The organism is Curtobacterium sp. SP.BCo (genome assembly GCF_051903265.1).
Taxonomy (GTDB): Bacteria; Actinomycetota; Actinomycetes; order Actinomycetales; family Microbacteriaceae; genus Curtobacterium.
In genome coordinates this window covers 3428706-3446194 of sequence record NZ_CP194337.1, presented here as the reverse complement: position 1 = coordinate 3446194, position 17489 = coordinate 3428706, and the positions used below count along the sequence as shown (strand labels likewise).

14 protein-coding genes are annotated in these 17489 nt (G+C 72.5%); 9 read left to right on the top strand and 5 right to left on the bottom strand.

All coding sequences use genetic code 11. The annotated features are described in order from the left end of the window. The first annotated feature begins 66 nt into the window (after positions 1 to 66). From ACRQ4B_RS16275 to ACRQ4B_RS16265, 3 genes are read left to right on the top strand one after another with little or no spacing between them, the layout of a single operon-like run. Positions 67 to 1059, top strand: a complete 993-nt coding sequence (locus ACRQ4B_RS16275) for an AAA family ATPase (RefSeq protein WP_439692434.1) — start codon at positions 67 to 69, stop codon at positions 1057 to 1059. Beyond that, entirely contained in the window at positions 1059 to 2390 is a 1332-nt protein-coding gene (locus ACRQ4B_RS16270; RefSeq protein ID WP_439692433.1) for a DUF58 domain-containing protein, read from the top strand. The genes ACRQ4B_RS16275 and ACRQ4B_RS16270 overlap by 1 nt, the downstream gene beginning before the upstream one ends. Next, a complete protein-coding gene (locus tag ACRQ4B_RS16265; RefSeq protein ID WP_439692432.1) occupies positions 2387 to 4747 on the top strand; it encodes a transglutaminaseTgpA domain-containing protein in 2361 nt (786 codons plus the stop codon). Before ACRQ4B_RS16270 ends, ACRQ4B_RS16265 begins: the two co-directional genes overlap by 4 nt. Before the next feature lie 723 nt (positions 4748 to 5470). Here ACRQ4B_RS16265 and ACRQ4B_RS16260 read toward each other — a convergent pair. After that, positions 5471 to 6085: a TetR/AcrR family transcriptional regulator gene (locus ACRQ4B_RS16260; RefSeq protein ID WP_439692431.1), complete on the bottom strand. Its 615-nt coding sequence runs from the start codon at positions 6083 to 6085 to the stop codon at positions 5471 to 5473. A 275-nt stretch (positions 6086 to 6360) separates the two neighbouring features. Continuing rightward, on the bottom strand, positions 6361 to 7167 hold the full coding sequence (locus ACRQ4B_RS16255) for a trimeric intracellular cation channel family protein (RefSeq protein WP_439692430.1): 807 nt from the start codon (positions 7165 to 7167) through the stop codon (positions 6361 to 6363). Between the two features lie 69 nt (positions 7168 to 7236). Between ACRQ4B_RS16255 and efeU the strand changes: the two genes are divergently transcribed. From efeU to efeB, 3 genes are read left to right on the top strand one after another with little or no spacing between them, the layout of a single operon-like run. Next, positions 7237 to 8826 (top strand): iron uptake transporter permease EfeU, encoded by a 1590-nt coding sequence (efeU, locus tag ACRQ4B_RS16250; protein ID WP_439692429.1) that lies wholly within the window; start codon positions 7237 to 7239, stop codon positions 8824 to 8826. After that, complete coding sequence (efeO, locus tag ACRQ4B_RS16245) at positions 8813 to 10036, top strand: iron uptake system protein EfeO (RefSeq protein WP_439692428.1); 1224 nt, start codon at positions 8813 to 8815, stop codon at positions 10034 to 10036. Before efeU ends, efeO begins: the two co-directional genes overlap by 14 nt. Next, complete coding sequence (gene efeB, locus ACRQ4B_RS16240) at positions 10033 to 11310, top strand: iron uptake transporter deferrochelatase/peroxidase subunit (RefSeq protein WP_439692427.1); 1278 nt, start codon at positions 10033 to 10035, stop codon at positions 11308 to 11310. Before efeO ends, efeB begins: the two co-directional genes overlap by 4 nt. Positions 11311 to 11719: 409 nt before the next feature. Here the strand turns inward: efeB and ACRQ4B_RS16235 are convergent, their stop codons facing one another. Together ACRQ4B_RS16235 and ACRQ4B_RS16230 are read right to left on the bottom strand one after the other, a co-directional pair. Continuing rightward, positions 11720 to 14077 carry a bifunctional metallophosphatase/5'-nucleotidase gene (locus tag ACRQ4B_RS16235; RefSeq protein ID WP_439692426.1) on the bottom strand — a complete coding sequence of 786 codons (2358 nt, stop codon included), beginning with the start codon at positions 14075 to 14077 and terminating at the stop codon, positions 11720 to 11722. Between the two features lie 163 nt (positions 14078 to 14240). Then, positions 14241 to 15194 carry a helix-turn-helix transcriptional regulator gene (locus ACRQ4B_RS16230; protein WP_439692425.1) on the bottom strand — a complete coding sequence of 318 codons (954 nt, stop codon included), beginning with the start codon at positions 15192 to 15194 and terminating at the stop codon, positions 14241 to 14243. A 270-nt stretch (positions 15195 to 15464) separates the two neighbouring features. Here ACRQ4B_RS16230 and ACRQ4B_RS16225 point away from each other — a divergent pair, with 270 nt between their 5' ends. The 3 genes from ACRQ4B_RS16225 (at position 15465) to ACRQ4B_RS16215 (ending at position 16536) form a co-directional block, all read left to right on the top strand. Beyond that, positions 15465 to 15680 (top strand): hypothetical protein, encoded by a 216-nt coding sequence (locus ACRQ4B_RS16225; RefSeq protein ID WP_439692424.1) that lies wholly within the window; start codon positions 15465 to 15467, stop codon positions 15678 to 15680. A gap of 81 nt (positions 15681 to 15761) precedes the next feature. Next, complete coding sequence (locus ACRQ4B_RS16220) at positions 15762 to 15935, top strand: hypothetical protein (protein ID WP_439692423.1); 174 nt, start codon at positions 15762 to 15764, stop codon at positions 15933 to 15935. 4 nt (positions 15936 to 15939) lie between these two features. Further along, positions 15940 to 16536, top strand: coding sequence for a TetR/AcrR family transcriptional regulator (locus ACRQ4B_RS16215; RefSeq protein ID WP_439692422.1), 597 nt, complete (start codon positions 15940 to 15942; stop codon positions 16534 to 16536). 9 nt (positions 16537 to 16545) lie between these two features. Here the strand turns inward: ACRQ4B_RS16215 and ACRQ4B_RS16210 are convergent, their stop codons facing one another. Then, positions 16546 to 17484 (bottom strand): HesA/MoeB/ThiF family protein, encoded by a 939-nt coding sequence (locus ACRQ4B_RS16210; protein ID WP_439692421.1) that lies wholly within the window; start codon positions 17482 to 17484, stop codon positions 16546 to 16548. Between the last annotated feature and the right edge of the window lie 5 nt (positions 17485 to 17489).

Genomic DNA, 17489 nt, shown 5'->3' with positions numbered 1-17489 from the left:
CCTCCGGTCGCTGTCACCGGGCCGTTGTAGCATGCACGACACCTGTCCCGAGACGAGGAGGCCTGCGTGCCGGAACCGACCGACCCTGCCTTCCCGATCGAGCGCATCCGCGACGTCGGCGAGGACATCATCGCCGCCGTCTCGACGGTGGTGGACGGCAAGGCCGAGGCCATCCGCACCGCACTGACGGTCATGCTGGCCGAGGGGCACCTGCTCGTCGAGGACGTCCCTGGCGTGGGCAAGACCGTGCTCGCCAAGGCCCTCGGCGCCTCGGTCGGCGGGTCCGTGAACCGCATCCAGTTCACGTCCGACATGCTCCCGTCGGACGTCACCGGGGTGAACATCTTCGACCAGTCGTCCGGCACCTTCCGGTTCTCACCCGGCCCGGTGTTCGCGAACGTCGTCATCGGCGACGAGATCAACCGCACCAGCCCGAAGACCCAGTCCGCCCTGCTCGAGGCGATGGCCGAGGCGCAGGTCACGGTCGACGGTGTCACCCGCAAGCTCGACAGCCCGTTCATGATCGTCGCGACGCAGAACCCGATCGACATGGAGGGCACCTACCCGCTGCCCGAGGCACAGCGCGACCGCTTCATGGCGCGCCTGACGATGGGGTACCCGAGCGCCGACGCGGAACGGCAGATGCTGACGAACCGCGGTGGCGGCGACCCGCTCGCGCAACTGCGGCCGATCGTCGACGTCGAGACGCTCCGTGCCCTCATCCAGTCGGTCCACACGGTGCACGTCGCGCCGGACGTCGAGGCGTACATCGTCGCGATCGTCCGCGCCACCCGGACCCACCCGGACATCGTCCTCGGTGCGAGCCCGCGTGCGACGCTGCACCTCGCATCGGCGGCACGCGCCCACGCCGCACTGCTCGGCCGGCCCTTCGTCACCCCGGACGACGTCGCCGCCCTCGCGCCGGTGATCCTCGCCCACCGCCTCGTCCCGGTCGCCCGCGGGCTCGGTGGCACCGGCGACGACACGGTCCGCGAGATCGTGGTGCGCATCGTGTCCGACACCGCCGTGCCCTTCACGGCCACGCCCGTCCGCTCCTGATGTCCGGATCCTCGGCGCCGTCGTCGTTCGCGCTGCGCGCCGGTGCCGTCCGGTCCACGGCCGCGCGGTACGGGCGCCGGGGGCTCGCGCTGCTGCGCCGGACCCCGTTCCCACGGCCGACCGCACGCGGCTGGACCGTCATCGCCGTCGGCATCGGGCTCGTCGGCGGCGGGCTCGTCGGCACCACGAGCGTCGCGGTGTCAGCTGGGCTGCTGCTGCTCGTCCTCGTGGTCCTGGGCGTCGTGATGGCGTTCGTCGTGGCCGCTCCGCTCCGCGGGAGCCGGAGCACGGCGCGCGCCATCGTCCAGGTGGGCGAGGTCTACCGGGAACGCATCACGCTCGGCAGCACCAGCCTGCCGATCGGTCCGCGGTCCACCCTGCTCGTGCGGGAACAGCTCGACGACGGCCTCGTGAGCGTGTCCGCCGCCGAGACCTACGCTGCCGTCGGTCCGAACGTGCCGCCGGCCGTGCTCGACGTCGAGGCCCTGGCGATGCACCGCGGCCGGACCCTCGTCGGTCCGGTGACGATCCGGGTGGAAGACCCGTTCGGTCTGCTCCGCATCGACCGGCCGGTGGTCGCGGCGGAGGAGGTCGTGGTCGTCCCGGCAACGACACCCCTCGCCGCGCTCGACACCGGGGCGCTCGCCGGCGCGGTCTCCGCCGACGAGGGCCGGGTCGGCCAGGGCGGTTCGGCGGACGACAGCGAACTGCGTCCGTACCGGCCGGGGGACCCGATCCGCCGCGTGCACTGGGCTCAGAGCGCCCGACGCGGAGAACTGCACGTGCGCCAGACCACGCAGGCGCAACCACCGGAAGCGGTGATCGCGCTCGACGTCCGTCGCGAGTCGTACCAGCGGCTCGGGCGCGACGACCTCGCCGAACTCTCCGACCTCGGCGGTGACGCAGCCTTCGAGCACGCGGTCGTCGTGGCCGCCAGCGTCGCGCGCGCGCTCGCCGCGCGGACCTCGCGGGTCCTGCTCGTGAGCGACGGGCCGTCCGGCAGCACCCGGCACGCGGGCGACGCCGGCGGGCTCACCGACGTGCTGGTCGGACTCGCCGACGTCCGGGTCCGCTCCGACGCCCGCGAGGTCACCGAGGTCCTGCCGGACGTCCGCGGCCGCGACGTGCACGGCATGACGGCGGTCGTCACCGGACACTGCACCGCCGAGCAGGCCGCCGAACTCGTCTCGTCGACCACCGGGTCGAGCCGGGGGATCCTCGCGACCATCGTGCCGCCGGACCCGGTCGTGCGCGGCATCCTCGACCGCGGCGGCTGGCGCACCCTCGTCGTGCCCGTCGCCGGTGCCCACGCCCCCGGGAGCATCCGGTGAGCGGCACGACGACACGCGCCTCGGCGCCGGCGGCACCGTCCCGCGCCGACGCCGACGGTCGCGCCCCGCGGGCGGATCGTCCGGACTCCCCGAACCCCTGGGTCGTGGCCCTCGCCCCCGTCCCGGTGCTCATCGCCGCACTGGCCATGCGACCGCTCGTGCAGGGTGTCGCGTGGTGGGTGTCCGGCGTGCTCATCGCCGCGGTGCTGGTCGGCACGATGCTCGCCGTCCGACGCCGCGCGCCCGGTGTCCGCTTCGTCGCCCTGGTGGCCGCGCTCGTCGTGCTGTCCTGCGCTGCCGCGGTCGTCAACGACGTGCAGCCGCTCGGCTGGCTCGACAAGGACGGAGCCCTCGGCGAGACGCTGGCAGCGATCCGGTTGAACCCCGCGCCGTTGCCCCAGACCGACTCGATCCGACTGATCGTCACGGTCGCGATCGCCTGGGTCGCCGGCGTCGCGCTCTTCCTCGCCGCCGTCGCGCCCACCGCCGCCCTCGCTGCGGTGCCGGCGCTCGTCATCCTCATCGTCCCGGGCGTGGTCACCGGCGCCCCGGCGGCCCCCGGGCTGGTCATCGCCACGGCGATCGCGTTCCTCGCGCTGCTCTGGCTCTCCGTCCGGCCCGTCCAACGCGCGGTACCGGCTGCCGTCGTCGGGGCGATCGGCCTCGTCGTCGCCGTGGGGCTGCCCGCGATCGTGCCCCTCAACGCCAGCTGGCTCTCCGGCGTGACCGGGGCGATCCAGTCGCCGGTGCAGCCCGGACGTCCCGGCACGCTCCTCAACCTCGGTCAGGACCTCCGGCAGCCGAACGAGCTCGAGGTCTTCCGGTACCGGTCGTCCGACGGGCAGCCCGAGTACCTCAAGCTCGCCGACCTCGACGAGTTCGGCACCGGCGACTGGGTGCCGACCACGACCGACGCCAGCAAGTCCGAGACCGCCGACCAACAGCAGTGGGCGGTCGGCATCAACCCACGGCTCTCCGCCCGCGGCGACGTCACGGTCCGGATCACCGGGCTGTCGAGCAACTACCTGCCCGTGCCGTCGGGCGCCGTGTCGATCGAGTCCCGATCGACGAACCTCGACCTCTCCCAGTGGCGGTGGATGGGGGACTCGAGCACCGTCCGCTCCACCGGCCCGGCCACACCGCGTGGGTCCACGTACGAGGTCTACGGCGCCTCGACCTGGGCGGGGCAGTACCTCGACGCCATCGCCGCGTCCGGGCTGCTCGGCCGTGCCGACGGCCGTGGGTTCGCGACGCCCTCGGCGAACCAGCTGCGCACCGACCTCGCGCTGCCGGACAAGCTGCCGACGAGCATCGCCCGCACCGCCCAGCGCGTCGCGGGCACCGCGGGCAGCGACTACCAGGAGGCCCGCGCGCTCGAGCAGTGGTTCCGCAGCGACCTGTTCACGTACTCCGAGACCGCCCCGGTCGAGCAGGGCTACGACGGCGACAGCATGGACGTCGTCGCGAAGTTCCTGCAGGTCCGCGAGGGCTACTGCGTGCACTTCTCGTCGGCGATGGCCGTGATGGCCCGCACGCTCGGCATCCCCTCCCGCATCGCCGTCGGCTACCGGGCCGGGGCGACCCAGGCGGACGGCGAGTACGCGGTCTCGAACCGGCAGCTGCACTCGTGGCCGGAGCTCTACATCAAGGGTGCAGGCTGGGTCGCGTTCGAGCCCACGCCGGACTCCGACCAGGCCGCGCAGTCGTCGACCGAGGCGACCTCGACCCCGTCCGCGGCTGCACCGGAGACGCCGCTGCCCGCACCCGGCGAGTCGTCGCCCGCGGAGTCGTCCGCGACCCCGACGCCCTCTGCCTCCGCGGCGCCGAGCGCATCCGGTCCGACGAGCAGCGGCGGCAACGGGCCGCTCGGCCTGGCGGTCGGGGTCCTGCTGGCCCTCGCGCTCCTCGCGTCCCCCGCCGTCGTGCGGGCCGCACGCCGACGCGCTCGACTCAGCGCGGTGCGATCCGGACGGTCACCGGCCGTGCACGCCTGGCGTGAGGTGCTCGACGACGTCGCCGACCACGGCCATGCGCCGGGGCTCGCGCCACCGGGCGACGCGGCGGCCGCCGCCAGGACGGCGCGCGCGGTGCTCGGTCGGCTCCGGCCGTCCTTGCCGGCCGCCGTGCTCCCGCACCTCGACGCCGTGGTCGACGCGGTCGACCGGGAACGCTTCGCGGCGGGGGGTGCGGCGACGGTGGACGCTGCGGCACTCCTGGTCGCGGTCCGGGAGGCCCGGGTCGCGTTGGACGCGTCGGTCTCCGGCGTCCGGGTGGTCCGGTCGCGACTGCTGCCGCCGAGCCTGCTGCCGTCGTCGGCGTGGTCGCACGAGGGTCGTCGCGCGCGTCGAACGGCGTAGCTGCGGCGTCGGGCGGCGGGCCGTGCCCGCGGCCGCGCCCGGCCCGGCCGGGCCCGCGCCCGGCCGGGCCGCATCGCGTCGCGTCGGCCGTACGCACTGTGCGAGGTTCCTCGCATGGTGCGGGGGTTGTGGGGTCCCACGGAGCGCGGAACCTCGCACACTGTGGCGCTGTGCGCCGACGCCGCTCAGCGCGGGCGCGCGCACGCTGCGCGGCGCACGCCGGGCCCGAGTCGTCCGCATGGTGCGAGGTCCCGCGCGTCGTGCGAGCCGTGCGGGGTCCCACGGAGCGCGGAACCTCGCACACTATGGCGCTGCGCGCTGCGCGCTGCGCGCTGCGCGCTGCGCGTTGCGCGCTAGGCGCTGCGCGCCGACGCCGCTCAGCGCGGGCGCGCGCACGCTGCGCGGCGCACGCCGTGCCCGGGTCGTCCGCATGGTGCGAGGTCCCGCGCGTCGTGCGAGCCGTGCGGGGTCCCACGGAGCGCGGAACCTCGCACACTATGGCTGCGCGCTGCGCGCTGCGCGCTGCGCGTTGCGCGCTAGGCGCTGCGCGCCGACGCCGCTCAGCGCGGGCGCGCGCACGCTGCGCGGCGCACGCCGTGCCCGGGTCGTCCGCATGGTGCGAGGTTCCGCGCGTGGTGCGAGGCGAGCGGGGTCCCACGGAGCGCGGAACCTCGCACACTGCGGGCAGCGCGGGCAGCGCGGCGCGGCGCAGCGCCCCGCGCGTCAGCGCCGGCGGATGACCGCCTCGACGAGCGACGCGACGACCTCGCCCGGGTTCACCCCGGGCAGCGCCGCCGCGTCGAACACGATGCCGACGTTCGCGCCGATGAGCACCGTGGCGAAGTCCTCGAGCGGCATCCCCGGGTCGATCTCCGGGTGCGCCCCAAACCAGAGGTGCACCAGCTCGAGCACGCCGTCCTGCAGCACCCGGCGCTGCCGGACGAACTCGGGCAGGAACTCCGGGTGCCGGGTCGCGTACCCGCGGAACTCGGAGAGCAGGGCGAACTGGGCGCTCTGGTCGTGGCGCCCGAACGCCGTCCGGACGACGTCGCCGATGTCCACCGCTGCGACGTCGGCGCGGACGAGCTCCCGGAGTGATCCGAGCACCACGTTCGTCGCACGCTGCATGACCTGTGCGACGAGGTCCTCCTTCGAGGAGAAGTTCGAGTAGACGGCGCCCTTGCTGAACCCCGCGCGAGCGGCGACCTCGTCGAGCCGGGCTTCGTGCACGCCCTGCTCGGCGAACACCTCGGCGCCGGCGGCGAGGAGGCGTTCCCGGACCTCCCCACGAGGGGTCCGGGGGATGGGTGTTGCGGGGTCGGTCGCGTCGTCGCGCATCGGTTCCTGGTTCGACGGGGCCCGCCGCGGTCCGTCGGGTCCGGCTTCGTCGGGCTGGCGTGGTGGTCGGTCACGGCAATTGTGCTGCACCGGTGCAGGGGCGGGAGACCTGCCGCGCCGCGCGTCTGATCCCGCGCGGCATCAGCGAAGCCCCCGTCCACACGTCCGTTCGGAACCGCCGCGTTCGGGTCGCGCCGGTGCTCGATCGGACGACGTGTACCGAGTCGATACCCGGCGGTACCGATGGTACGCCGAGGGAGCGACGGATGACACCCTCAGTCGGTGGTCGCGTCGCCGCCGGACTCCTCGTCGTGGTGGACGGTGCCCGCTCCGTCGTGGTGGACGCTGCCCGCGCCGGACCGCCGACCCGGGCGTCGCAGCAGCCGGATCGCATCGGGGCGCAGTCGTCGTCCGCGCTGCAGCAGCGATCCGAGCGTCGACTTCGGCTGCCACTCGCGGCCGTTGGGGAGTCCCCATCCGCGGCGGACCGCGCCCCACCGCAGCCCGAGGGAGAGCACGATCGCGGCGATGATCCCGATCGTCGGGGACCCGAGGTGCGACGCGATCACCATGACGGCCGACGCGGCGACGGCCACCGTGGCGTACAACGCGTTGCCGCCGAACACCGCGGGCACCCGGCGGAGCATGAGGTCCCGCATCGCCCCGCCGCCGACCGCGGTGATCGTGCCCATGATGATCGCGGCCGGCCAGTCGAGCCCGGCGTCGAACGTCCGTTGCACCCCGACCACGGCCCAGAACCCGATCACGGCGGCGTCGAGCACGGTGAACAGGCGGTCCCACGTCAGCTCGGAGAACGAGACCAGGAACGCGATCAGCGCCCCGGCGATCGCCACCGGCACGTAGAGCGGGTCGACGAGCGCGACGGGCGGGCCGTTCTGCAGCAGGGTGTCGCGCAGCATGCCGCCGCCGAGCCCGGAGACGAAGCCGACGACGAGGAACCCGAACAGGTCGAAGTCCATGGTCCGGGCGAGCGAGCCGCCGAGCAGCGCGGACGCGAACACGCCCGCCAGGTCGAGCACGTTCGTGACCGAGGCGAGGCCATCGGCCGTCAGCAGGTTCATGAGAACCATCAAACCTCACCCGCGAGGAGTGGCGGGTCCGGCGCCGGTTAGGTTAGCCTCACCTTCGTCATGCTCGCCACCCTCGTCATCGGTCTCCGTGAAGGCCTCGAAGCGACGCTCATCGTCGGCATCATCGCCGCGTTCCTCCGTCGCAACCGTGTCCCGCTCGCGCCCATGTGGCTCGGCGTCGGGGTCGCCGTCGTGCTCAGCGTCGCCGTCGGCTTCGGGCTGCAGGTCGTCGAGCAGGCGCTGCCCCAGGCGCAGCAGGAGGGCATGGAAGCCGTCATCGGCATTGTCGCCGTCGTGTTCGTCACCGGCATGATCGTGTGGATGCGGACGCACGCGCGGTCGCTGACCAAGGAACTCGAGGCGAGCGCGACCGAGGCGCTCGGCCGCGGCACCGCGTGGGCCCTCGCCGGCATGGCGTTCCTGGCCGTGCTCAAGGAGGGCTTCGAGACCGCGGTCTTCCTGCTCGCCACGTTCCAGGCGTCGTCGGACACCGCGCTCGCCGCCCTCGGCGCGCTCGTCGGCATCGCGGGCGCCGTCGTCATCGGGTACGGCATCTACACCGGCGGCGTCCGGTTGAACCTCGCGAAGTTCTTCACCGGCACCGGGGTCTTCCTGGTCTTCGTCGCCGCCGGGCTGGTGCTGACCGTGCTCCGCCGTGCCCACGAGGCCGGCTGGATCGTCATCGGGCAGCAGCGCACCGTCGACCTGAGCTGGCTCGCCCCGAACGGCTCCGTGCAGGGCGCCCTCGTCACCGGTGTCCTCGGCATCCCGCCGGACCCCCGCGTGATCGAGGTCCTCGGCTGGGTCCTCTACGTCGTCCCGGTCCTGGCGATCTCGCTCTGGCCGCGGGCCTGGCGTCCGTCGCGGGCCCGCGTCCCCGCCGTGCGGATCGGCATCGCCGGTGTCCTCGCCGTCGCGGCCGCCGCGCTGGCGATCGCCGTCCCGTCCGGTGGCGCGGACCTGCCGCGCACCCCCGCCGTCACCGGTGACGCCACGTCCGTCACCGCGTCGGTCGACGGTGCGGCCGCCGTCCTCCGCACCACGGGCAGCGGCCGGGAGGCACGACTCGCCTTCCCGGCGTCGGCCCACCGGCGCGTCACCCGCGCGGGCGTCACCGCCGACCGGTGGCGCCTGACCGAGGACGCCACAGCCGCGCAGCGGCCGTCGAGCCTGACGCTGGACGACCTCGTCGACCTGTTCGGACGCGTCCCGGTCGGCATCTCGCCGAGCACGAACCCCGGGCCGTTCTCGGCGCGCTGGGCCGTCCGCGACACCGTCACCCTCTGGACGGTCCGAGGTGGGGTCCTGGACGCGACCCGCTCGGAACGCACGGTCCTGACGCTGGGCGGTGGGGGCCTCCCGGCCGCTCGCACCACCACGCTGGACCGCACCGTCTGGGGCGTGCCGGACGACACCGTCGCGCGGTCCGCCGCCGCCGTGGCGGCCGCGGACACCCGCACCGCCGAGCTGCTGCTCTGGAAGGCCTGGCTCCCGATCGCCCTCGGCATCGCGGCGGCCACGCAGGCGCTGCTCGCGCTGCGCGACCGACGCCGCCGGCCCGAGCCCACGACCACCACCCCCGAAACCGACCCGTCGCGCGGCCCACCCGCGGACGACCCCACAAGGAGCACCGAGTATGCCCTCCGCTAGGACTGCCCGCCCCCTGATCGCCCTCGGCGCCCTCGGCGTCGTCACCGCCCTCGCCCTCACCGGGTGCGCGGACTCGTCGACCACGGCGGGTGACACCGCGAGCAGCTCCGGCAAGGTGTCCCGCGTCTCGGTGACGCTGACCAACGACGGCTCCGACACGTGCGCCGTGTCCGAGACGAAGGTCCCGGCCGGCCCGGTCACGTTCACCGTCAAGAACGAGTCCTCGACCGCCATCACCGAGGTCGAGCTGCTGCAGGACCAGCGGATCCTCGGCGAGAAGGAGAACCTCGCACCGGGTCTCGGCGCCGTGCAGTTCACCGCCACGCTCACTGGCGGGAAGTACCAGGTGTACTGCCCCGGCGCGGACCGTGAGCTCACCGACTTCACCGTCACCGGCAAGGTCGCCTCGACGGCGAACAGCAGCGCCGCGACCCTCCTCGACGAGGGCACGAAGGGCTACGCCGAGTACGTCGACGGTCAGGTCACCGACATGGTCGCCGCCGTCAAGCAGCTGCAGGCCGACGTCGACACGGGTGACCTGGCCGCCGCGAAGACCGCCTACGCGAACGCCCGACCGTTCTACGAGCACGTCGAGAGCGACGTCGACGGCTTCGTCAAGAAGGGCCACAAGGCCACCGACAACGCCGGCAACCTCGACTACCTGATCGACATGCGGGCGTCGAACCTCGACCCCGCCGTCGGCTGGAGCGGGTTCCACGCCGTCGAGAAGGACCTGTTCGCGTCCGGCTCCATCACCGCGTCGACGAAGCAGACCGCCGCGGACCTGACGTCGAACGTCGAACTGCTGGCGAAGCTCGTCCCGACGCTCGACTACAAGCCGGAGGACCTCGCGAACGGCGCCGCCGGCCTGCTCGAAGAGGTGCAGTCGAACAAGATCAGCGGCGAGGAGGAGGCCTACAGCCACATCGACCTCGTCGACCTCGCCGCCAACGTCGAGGGTGCCCGGCAGGCCTTCGCGTACCTCAAGCCGGGGCTGACCAAGCTCGACCCGACCCTGACGAAGCAGATCGCGAAGCAGTTCGACGCGACGAACACGCTCATGGACCGGTACCGCGACGCCGACGACCTCGGTGGGTTCGCGAGCTGGGATGCCGCGACGAAGGCCTCCGACGCGAACACGATCTCGCAGCAGGTGCAGGCGCTGCAGGACCCGCTGTCCCGACTCGCCGAGAAGGTCGCCACCGCGTGACCGAACGACACGTCTCCCGGCGCGGGCTGTTCGGCGCCGGCGTGGCCGCGGCCGGCGTCGGGGTCGGGGCGGTCGCCGGCGTCGCCGGAGCCACGGCGGCCACCGGGGTCGACCCGTTCTCCGCCGCGACGAACGGCGACGAGTCGATCGACCTGTCCCAGAGCCACCCGTTCTACGCCACCGCCGCCCGGCAGCCCCAGGGCGGTGTGCAGACCGCGCCCCAGCGGTACTGCGTGTTCATGACGTTCGACATGTCGTCGACGGTCGCGAGTGACCTGCAGGTGCTCCTCGCACGCTGGTCGGCGTCGATCGCGCAGCTGCAGGCCGGCAATACCGTCGGCAGCGTCGAACCCGCCCACGGCGACGGGGTCGGGGCGGACACGGGCGAGGCGCTCGACCTCGGGCCGGCGTCGCTCACCGTCACCGTCGGGCTCGGCCCGGGCATCTTCGACGAGCGCTTCGGCCTCGCCGCCAAGAAGCCGACGCACCTCGCCGCGATCCCGACCCTGCCGAGCGACAACCTCGAGGACGGCCTCACCGGCGGGGACCTCTCCCTGCAGGCGTGCGCCGACGACCCGCAGGTGGCGTACCACGCGATCCGTGACCTCGCCCGGATGGCACGGGGGACCGCCACCGTGCGGTGGACCGTGCTCGGTTTCGGCCGGGCGTCCGCCGGGCCGGACCAGTCCACGCCGCGGAACCTGCTGGGCTTCAAGGACGGCACCCGGAACGTCACCACCGACGCGGACTACGACCGCTTCGTGTGGGTCGACGACGCCGGCGACGGTGCGGGGTGGATGACCGGCGGCACCTACCAGGTCGTCCGGAAGATCCGGATGAACATCGAGATCTGGGACGCCGACGTCGTCAGCGACCAGCAGCGGGTGTTCGGGCGGACGAAGATCGAGGGTGCCCCGCTGTCCGGTGGGACCGAGCACACCACGCCCGACTTCGCCGCCGTCCACCGGGGCGGTGGGACGAAGATCGACCCGACGTCGCACATCGCGCTCGCCGCGCACGAGGCGAACGGCGGGGTGAAGATCCTCCGCCGCCCGTACAACTACACGGACGGTCTGAACCAGTACGGGCAGCTCGATGCCGGGCTGTTGTTCGCGGCGTACATGAACGACCCGCAGCACTTCACGACGCTGCAGCGGAAGCTCGGCGCCTCGGACCGTCTGAACGAGTACATCTCGCACATCGGGTCTGCGGTGTTCGCCGTCCCGCCTGCTCCGCGGAAGGGTTCGTACATCGGGGAGCAGCTCTTCCGCTGAGCGGGCGGGTTGCTCGCGGTCGCCGGGCGGGTTGCTCGCGGTCGCCGGGCGGGCGCTTGGTGAGCAGGAATCGTCGGGTCACGCGACCGGACCCGACGGTTCCTGCTCACGATCGGCCGGGCTCGGCGTCGGTCGCATCGGCTGGGATCGGCGGCGCCCGCCTCGGCACGCTGAGGTGGGTGCCCTCCGTCGTTTCCCTGGAGACGGAGAGCACCCGCGTCGCGGAGTCCCCCGGGCGGAACCACCGTCCGGGATGAGAGGCGACCCAGCGCGACGCGTCGCGATGCGACAGGGCAGAGCGTACCCCGCCGATCCCCGGCGACGCAGGGAAGTACCGGGATGGGACAGGGACGGACGGGCCGCCTCACCTCGGTGAGACGGCCCGTCCGGCGTGCCTGGAGGCGCGGGATCAGTCCGTCATGGACGTCACCTCGCGCGCGGCCCGCTTCCTTCGGACGACCAGGAGCGTCACGAGGCCGCCGAGGAGCAGCAGACCCGCCGCGATCGTCGGCGCGGTGAGGTCGGCACCGGTGTAGGCGAGCGCGCCGCCGGCGTTCGCCGGGACGGTCCCGTCCACGACGCCGTCGCCGTCGAGGTCGACACCCACGTTCCCGGTGCCGCCGTCACCGGAGACCGGCGGTGCGGTCGGGTCCGTGGGGTCGGTCGGGTCCGTCGGGTCCGTCGGGTCGACGACCGCGGCGACGGGGATCGTCACGGCGAGCGTGATCGTCTGGCCGTTCGGCAGCGTGACGACGAGCGGCTCGTCGGTCGTCGCGGCCGGCGTGACCGCGGCGGCGAGGGTCGTCGTGGCGACGGCCCGTGCTGCGGCGGCGACCGGGTTCGTGGACGACGCGGGCGCGGCTCCCGGCACGGTGAAGGTCAGCGTCGCGCGGCCCTGCTCGTCGGTCTTGTCGACCACGGTCGGGTCGACGTCCGCGCTGGCGAGCGCCTCGCCGTCGCCCGCTGCGACGGAGACCGTACCGGCCTTCGCCGGGTCGTCGCTCGAGAACACGAGCGAGGACAGCCGCACGGTGACCTCGTCACCGGGCTGGAAGCCGCCCTGCGGGACCGGGGTCACCGTCACACCGACGGCACGCTGGTCGGTCGGCGGGGTGACCTTCGGCACCTTCGTGAAGTAGTCCACCTGCGCCTGCAGGTCGACCTGGCCCGAGTCGGCCTTGTTCGTGCCGGTCGCGAAGGCCGCGAAGTTGTCGCCGCCCGTCGACAGGAACGAGTTCACCGTGACCTTGAGGGTGTCGGTGGGGGCGATCGGCCTCCCGTCGAGGGTCATGCCGGTGATGCGCTCGCCGCGGCCCTTCGACGGGTCGTAGGTGTACGCGAAGCCGTTCGAGACGCCGAGCTTGAGGAACGGTCGCTCGAGGCCGTCCGGCTGCCACTGCTGCTCCAGCGCGGCCGTGATCTGCGCGCCGGTCATGTCCTCGGTGACGAGGGTGTTCGCGAACGGCTGGACGAGCGCCGCCTCCTTGTAGGTGACCGTGCCGTCCGGGTCGCCGGCCCCGCTCGACGTGTACAGCATGTCGGTGCGGAGCCCGCCCGGGTTCATGAACGCGACCTGCGAGCCGTTCCGCTCGGTGGCGGAGCGCTGGACCTCGGCGATGTAGTTGCCCAGTGCCGACTCGCCACCGCGGTTCTCGCTGGTGCGGTCGGACTGCACGGCGCGGCGCAGGTCGCCGGTGATCTCGCCCAGCTTCTCGCCGCCCTTGACGTCCGCGACGGCCTTCGCTGCGGAGACGATCCCGGCGACCTCGTTCACCGACGTCTGATCGATCGGGACCCTGGTCTCGGCGTTGACCGACTTCACCTCGGAGGTGATGCTCGTCAGCTTCTTGTCCGCTCCGACCGTCAGGCGCAGGTGCCCGTAGTTGACGCCGTACGACCCGGTCTGGATCACGGGACGGGCGACGCCGTCGGGGCCGGGGATCGAGTGGTTGTACGTCGCGTGGGTGTGCGCGGAGACGATCGCTGCCACCTTCGACGAGACGCCCGACGTGATCTTGCCGAACGCGCCGGAGCCCGTCGCGTCACCGATCGCACCAGTCGTGGCGCCCTCGTGCACGAGCAGGACGAGGACGTCGGCTTCGTCGTTCCCCGTCTCGCCGTCGGTCAGTTGCGTGGCGTACTTGTTCACCTGGCTGACGATGGGGGCCATCGCGAGCCCCTCGACACCGCCCGGGCTGACGAGACCGGGGATGAGGTCCTCGGTGGTCGCACCGATGAAGCCGACCTTGACGCCGCCCTTCTCGATGATCTCGTAGGGCGTGAACGCGGGATCGGTCGTGCCCTCCCGCACGATGTTCGCCGAGATGTACGGCCACTCGGCGCGGTCCGTGATCCGCCCGGTCAGGTCGTCCTGGCCCTTGTCGAGTTCGTGGTTGCCGATGGCGCTGACGTCGAGTCGCATCGCGTTCAGCGCGTCGATGGTCGGCGCGTCCTGTTGGATGAGCGATGTGAACGTCGAGGCACCGACGTTGTCGCCGACGCTCGCGAAGATCGTGTTCGGGTTGGTCTCGCGGTACGACTGCACGACGCCGGCGAGCTTGGCGGCACCGGCGGCCTTGTCGGCGGCGGTGCCCTCGGGCTCGATGCGGCCGTGGAAGTCGTTCACGTCGAGGATGTCGATCGTGGTGTCGCCCTCGGCGGCGAGGGCGGCGGACGGGACGGACAGGGCGACGAGGACACCCGCGGTGGCGAGTGCTGCGCCGCCGACGAGGCGCCGTCGTCGGCGCGGGGGAGTGTGAGCGTTCATCGTCCAAGAACCTATGAAACCGCACAGCCGCCGCGCCAGGGTGTGCCGCAACACGTCACGTGTTGTTCACACGCGCAACACTGCGGGTCTGCGGGTCTGCAGGCGTGCGACCGGTAGTGGGCCGGGGACCTGATCGGCCCGGTGTCGAGCACGTGCCGTTGCGTCAGCTCCTGCGGAGGGTGTCTCGCGGGTACTCGCCGTGGCGCTCCACGTACGCGGCGGAGAACCGTCCGGCGTGCGCGAAGCCCCAGTGTCGGGCGACGTCACCGATGTTCGTCGTCGCGGGGTCTCCGGCGCGGAGGGCGTCGCGGACCCGGTCGAGCCGCACCTGCCGGATGTAGGCGTTCGGGCTCATCGCGAACACCCGCTGGAAGGCGTGCTGGAGCGCCCGCAGGCTCAGGTTCGCGACCCGGGCGACGTCCGTCGTCGCGATCGGGAGGTGTGCGTGCTCGTGGACGTACTCGACCGCGGCGCGGATGTGGCCGTTCTTCGGGAGCAGCAGTTCGTCGGGCAGGGACGACGCGGCCACGGGGTAGAGCTCCAGGAGCGCGAGCGCGCCGAGCCGACCCATCTCGGCCTGCAGCAGCGGCGACGCGTTGCGGTCCATCACCGTGTGGGAGATCAGTTGGACACTGCTGCGCCACACGCGCAGCGCGCGGTCGTCCGGTCGGACCGTGTGGTCGAGCTGCAGGTCCCCGGGGGCGATGCCGCGTTCGCCGGCGACGGTCTCGAGGGCCGTTCGGTTGATCTGGACGATCCGCTGATCGTAGTCGTCGTAGGAGAACGCGGCGCCCTGCTGCGGCCAGAGCTGTGGACGGCCGGCCTCCATCCGGAGCTGGTCGTCCCCGCTGCCGATCGTCGCGGTGCCCTTCGTCGTCCACTGGACGACGAAGTCCTCGGACGGCGTCATGACCCCGTCGAGGTGCCCGTCGAACTGGATCCGCCGGAGTGTCATCGTCCGGTCGCCGACGGCGGTGTACCGGAACGAGAACGGCTGGCCGGTGCTGTCGGCGCTCCACTGCTGTCCCGCGTACGCGTCAGCGAGGAAGTCGCGAGCCTCGTCGAGATCGGTGCTCTGCGTGTCTTCCTGGACGCGGGTCGGGTGCAGGTCGGTCATGGGGATCGGGATCAGTGTCCCGGACGGAGGACCCGCGCTCGGCCGAGTGTCCGAAAGACGTCACGCGGTGGCCTCGCTGTCGTGCGCTGCCCGCCCCGGGGCTCGGACGCCCGGTGACCGTGACAGCCGGTGGACGACACGGCTGGGGGGCTCCGGCAGCCGGGAATCGACAAGCCTGCGGTGGCGGATGGCACTCCGTGGACCGCACTCCGTACGGTCGGTACATCGCCTGGTGCTGCTGCACCGACGGTACGCAGACAAGGACGAACGATGACCACGATCACCATCCCCGAGCTCCAGCTCGCGCCGACGTCGGCGCACGACGCCGTGTCGCTGCGGCGTCGCCGGTCAGCGCAGCGCGATCCGCTCACCGAGGTCATCGAGACCCGCCGTCAGCACGCTCTGCAGGTCGCAGCGGTCAGCACGGGCATCGCCTCGGTCACGCTGGCGGCCTCGGCAGCGGTCGTGCTCACCCTGACGGTCTGAGGGCCACGGTGTCCACCGAGCCCGACCTGCTGACGCAGCCCATCGACATGACCGCCTTCATCGCAGAACAGGACAGCACCGATGACTGACCACGACGCCCTCGACCGACTCCGTCGCATCCCGACCGAGTGGCACCGACGCGGGATGAGCGCTCCCGGTGAGATCGACCAGATCATCAGCGCACGGCTCGGGGAGCGGTACACGACGCAGTACGTGGCCGAACCGGCCTACGCGGACTTCTTCGTCGTTGCCTGACCCCGTGACAGTCCTCACCCTCACCCCGTCCACGCGCGAGACACCGACGCAGCGGGCCGCGTCCGGTGCTGCCGATGCACTCTTCACCGAACACGGCGTCATCCCGGTGACCGTGCAGCAGGTCGCTGACCGGGCCGGCATCACGCTGGCGGAGCTGACCGCTGCCTACCCGACGAAGCAGTCCTTGGTGGTCGCCGTCCTCCAGCGCTGGCACGGTGCGTGGCGGCGGGCTCTGGACCACATCACCGAGGCGTCCGCCGACCCCCGCGACGAGGTCCTCGGGATCTTCTCGTACCTCGAGCAGTGCTTCGCGGACGAGGGGTGGCGTGGCTGCGCCTTCATCAACGGTCACGCGGAGCTCGGGCGCCAGGACCCCGACATCGCCGCACTCGCCCGGGAGCACTTCCTCGACGTCGAGCGCCACCTCACCCTGGTCTGCGAGCGCGGCAGCTTGCCCACCCACATCGCGCAGGGCCTGTCGCTGCTGATCGAGGGTGCGCGCGTCGAGTCCGCGGTGCAGCAGTCCGCGCAGCCGGCACGGACCGCCCGCCTCACGGCAGCCGTGCTCATGTCGGTGTACGACAGCCGCTCGACCTTCTGACGACCCGGCTCAGTCCTCGACCGCGCACGAGCAGCCAGAACGGCGGGGAACCGCGCGCTCACGCCAGTCGAGCGTCGTGGCGTCGAACTCGCGGAGACGACCCGCGAACACGGGCTCCAGGCCCAGTAGCACTCGGCATGCCTCCCACGCGGCCATCGATCCCGTGACCGCGATGAGTGGTGCGAAGCTCCCGGCCGAGGGTCCCGGGGGTGTCACGTCGCGGCCCGGTCCGGATCCCGCGCTCTCGCTCGCGGCGACGGCGCAGTCCCAACAGGGCGACGCGCCCGGAACGATCGTGAACCCCGGCGCTCCCACTGCAGCACCGTACGCTCCACCGACGATCGCCGGGATGTGACTCTGTCGGGCCGCCTCGGCGACGATGCCCGAGATCGTCCGGACATCCGGTTGGTCTGCGCAGCACACCACGAGCGACACCTCGTCGAGCAGCGGTCGGAGTTGCTCGACGGCAGTGATCTCGACGGCCACGGGGACGACCTCCGATGCGAACCGTTCCGTCAGACGGGATCTGAGCGCGTCGACCTTGCGCGTTCCCACGTCGGACGATTCGAACACGACCTGTCGGTTCCGGTTCGATGACTCGACCACGTCGGCATCGATCGCGACGATCCGCCCGACACCCACCGATGCCAGCGTCTGGGCGAGCCAGTTCCCCACTCCACCGAGTCCGACGATGGCGACGGTGGCATCCCGGAGCCGCCGGTGCAGAACATCGGCGTCCCCGAGTTCTGCCAGGAACCTGAGCTGGTTCGACCATCGTCCCTCGGTGTGGCGCACCGGGCCGTCGGCGAGGAGGTCGTCGTCGTGCAGGATCGTCACCACCTCCTGAGCGAGCGAACCGTGGCGCACGACGAGCTCGTCGACGGTGGAGGTGCCATCGAGGCTGCGCACGATGTCCGCGGTCTCGGCGTCCGCGTCGTACTCGTGCACGTCGG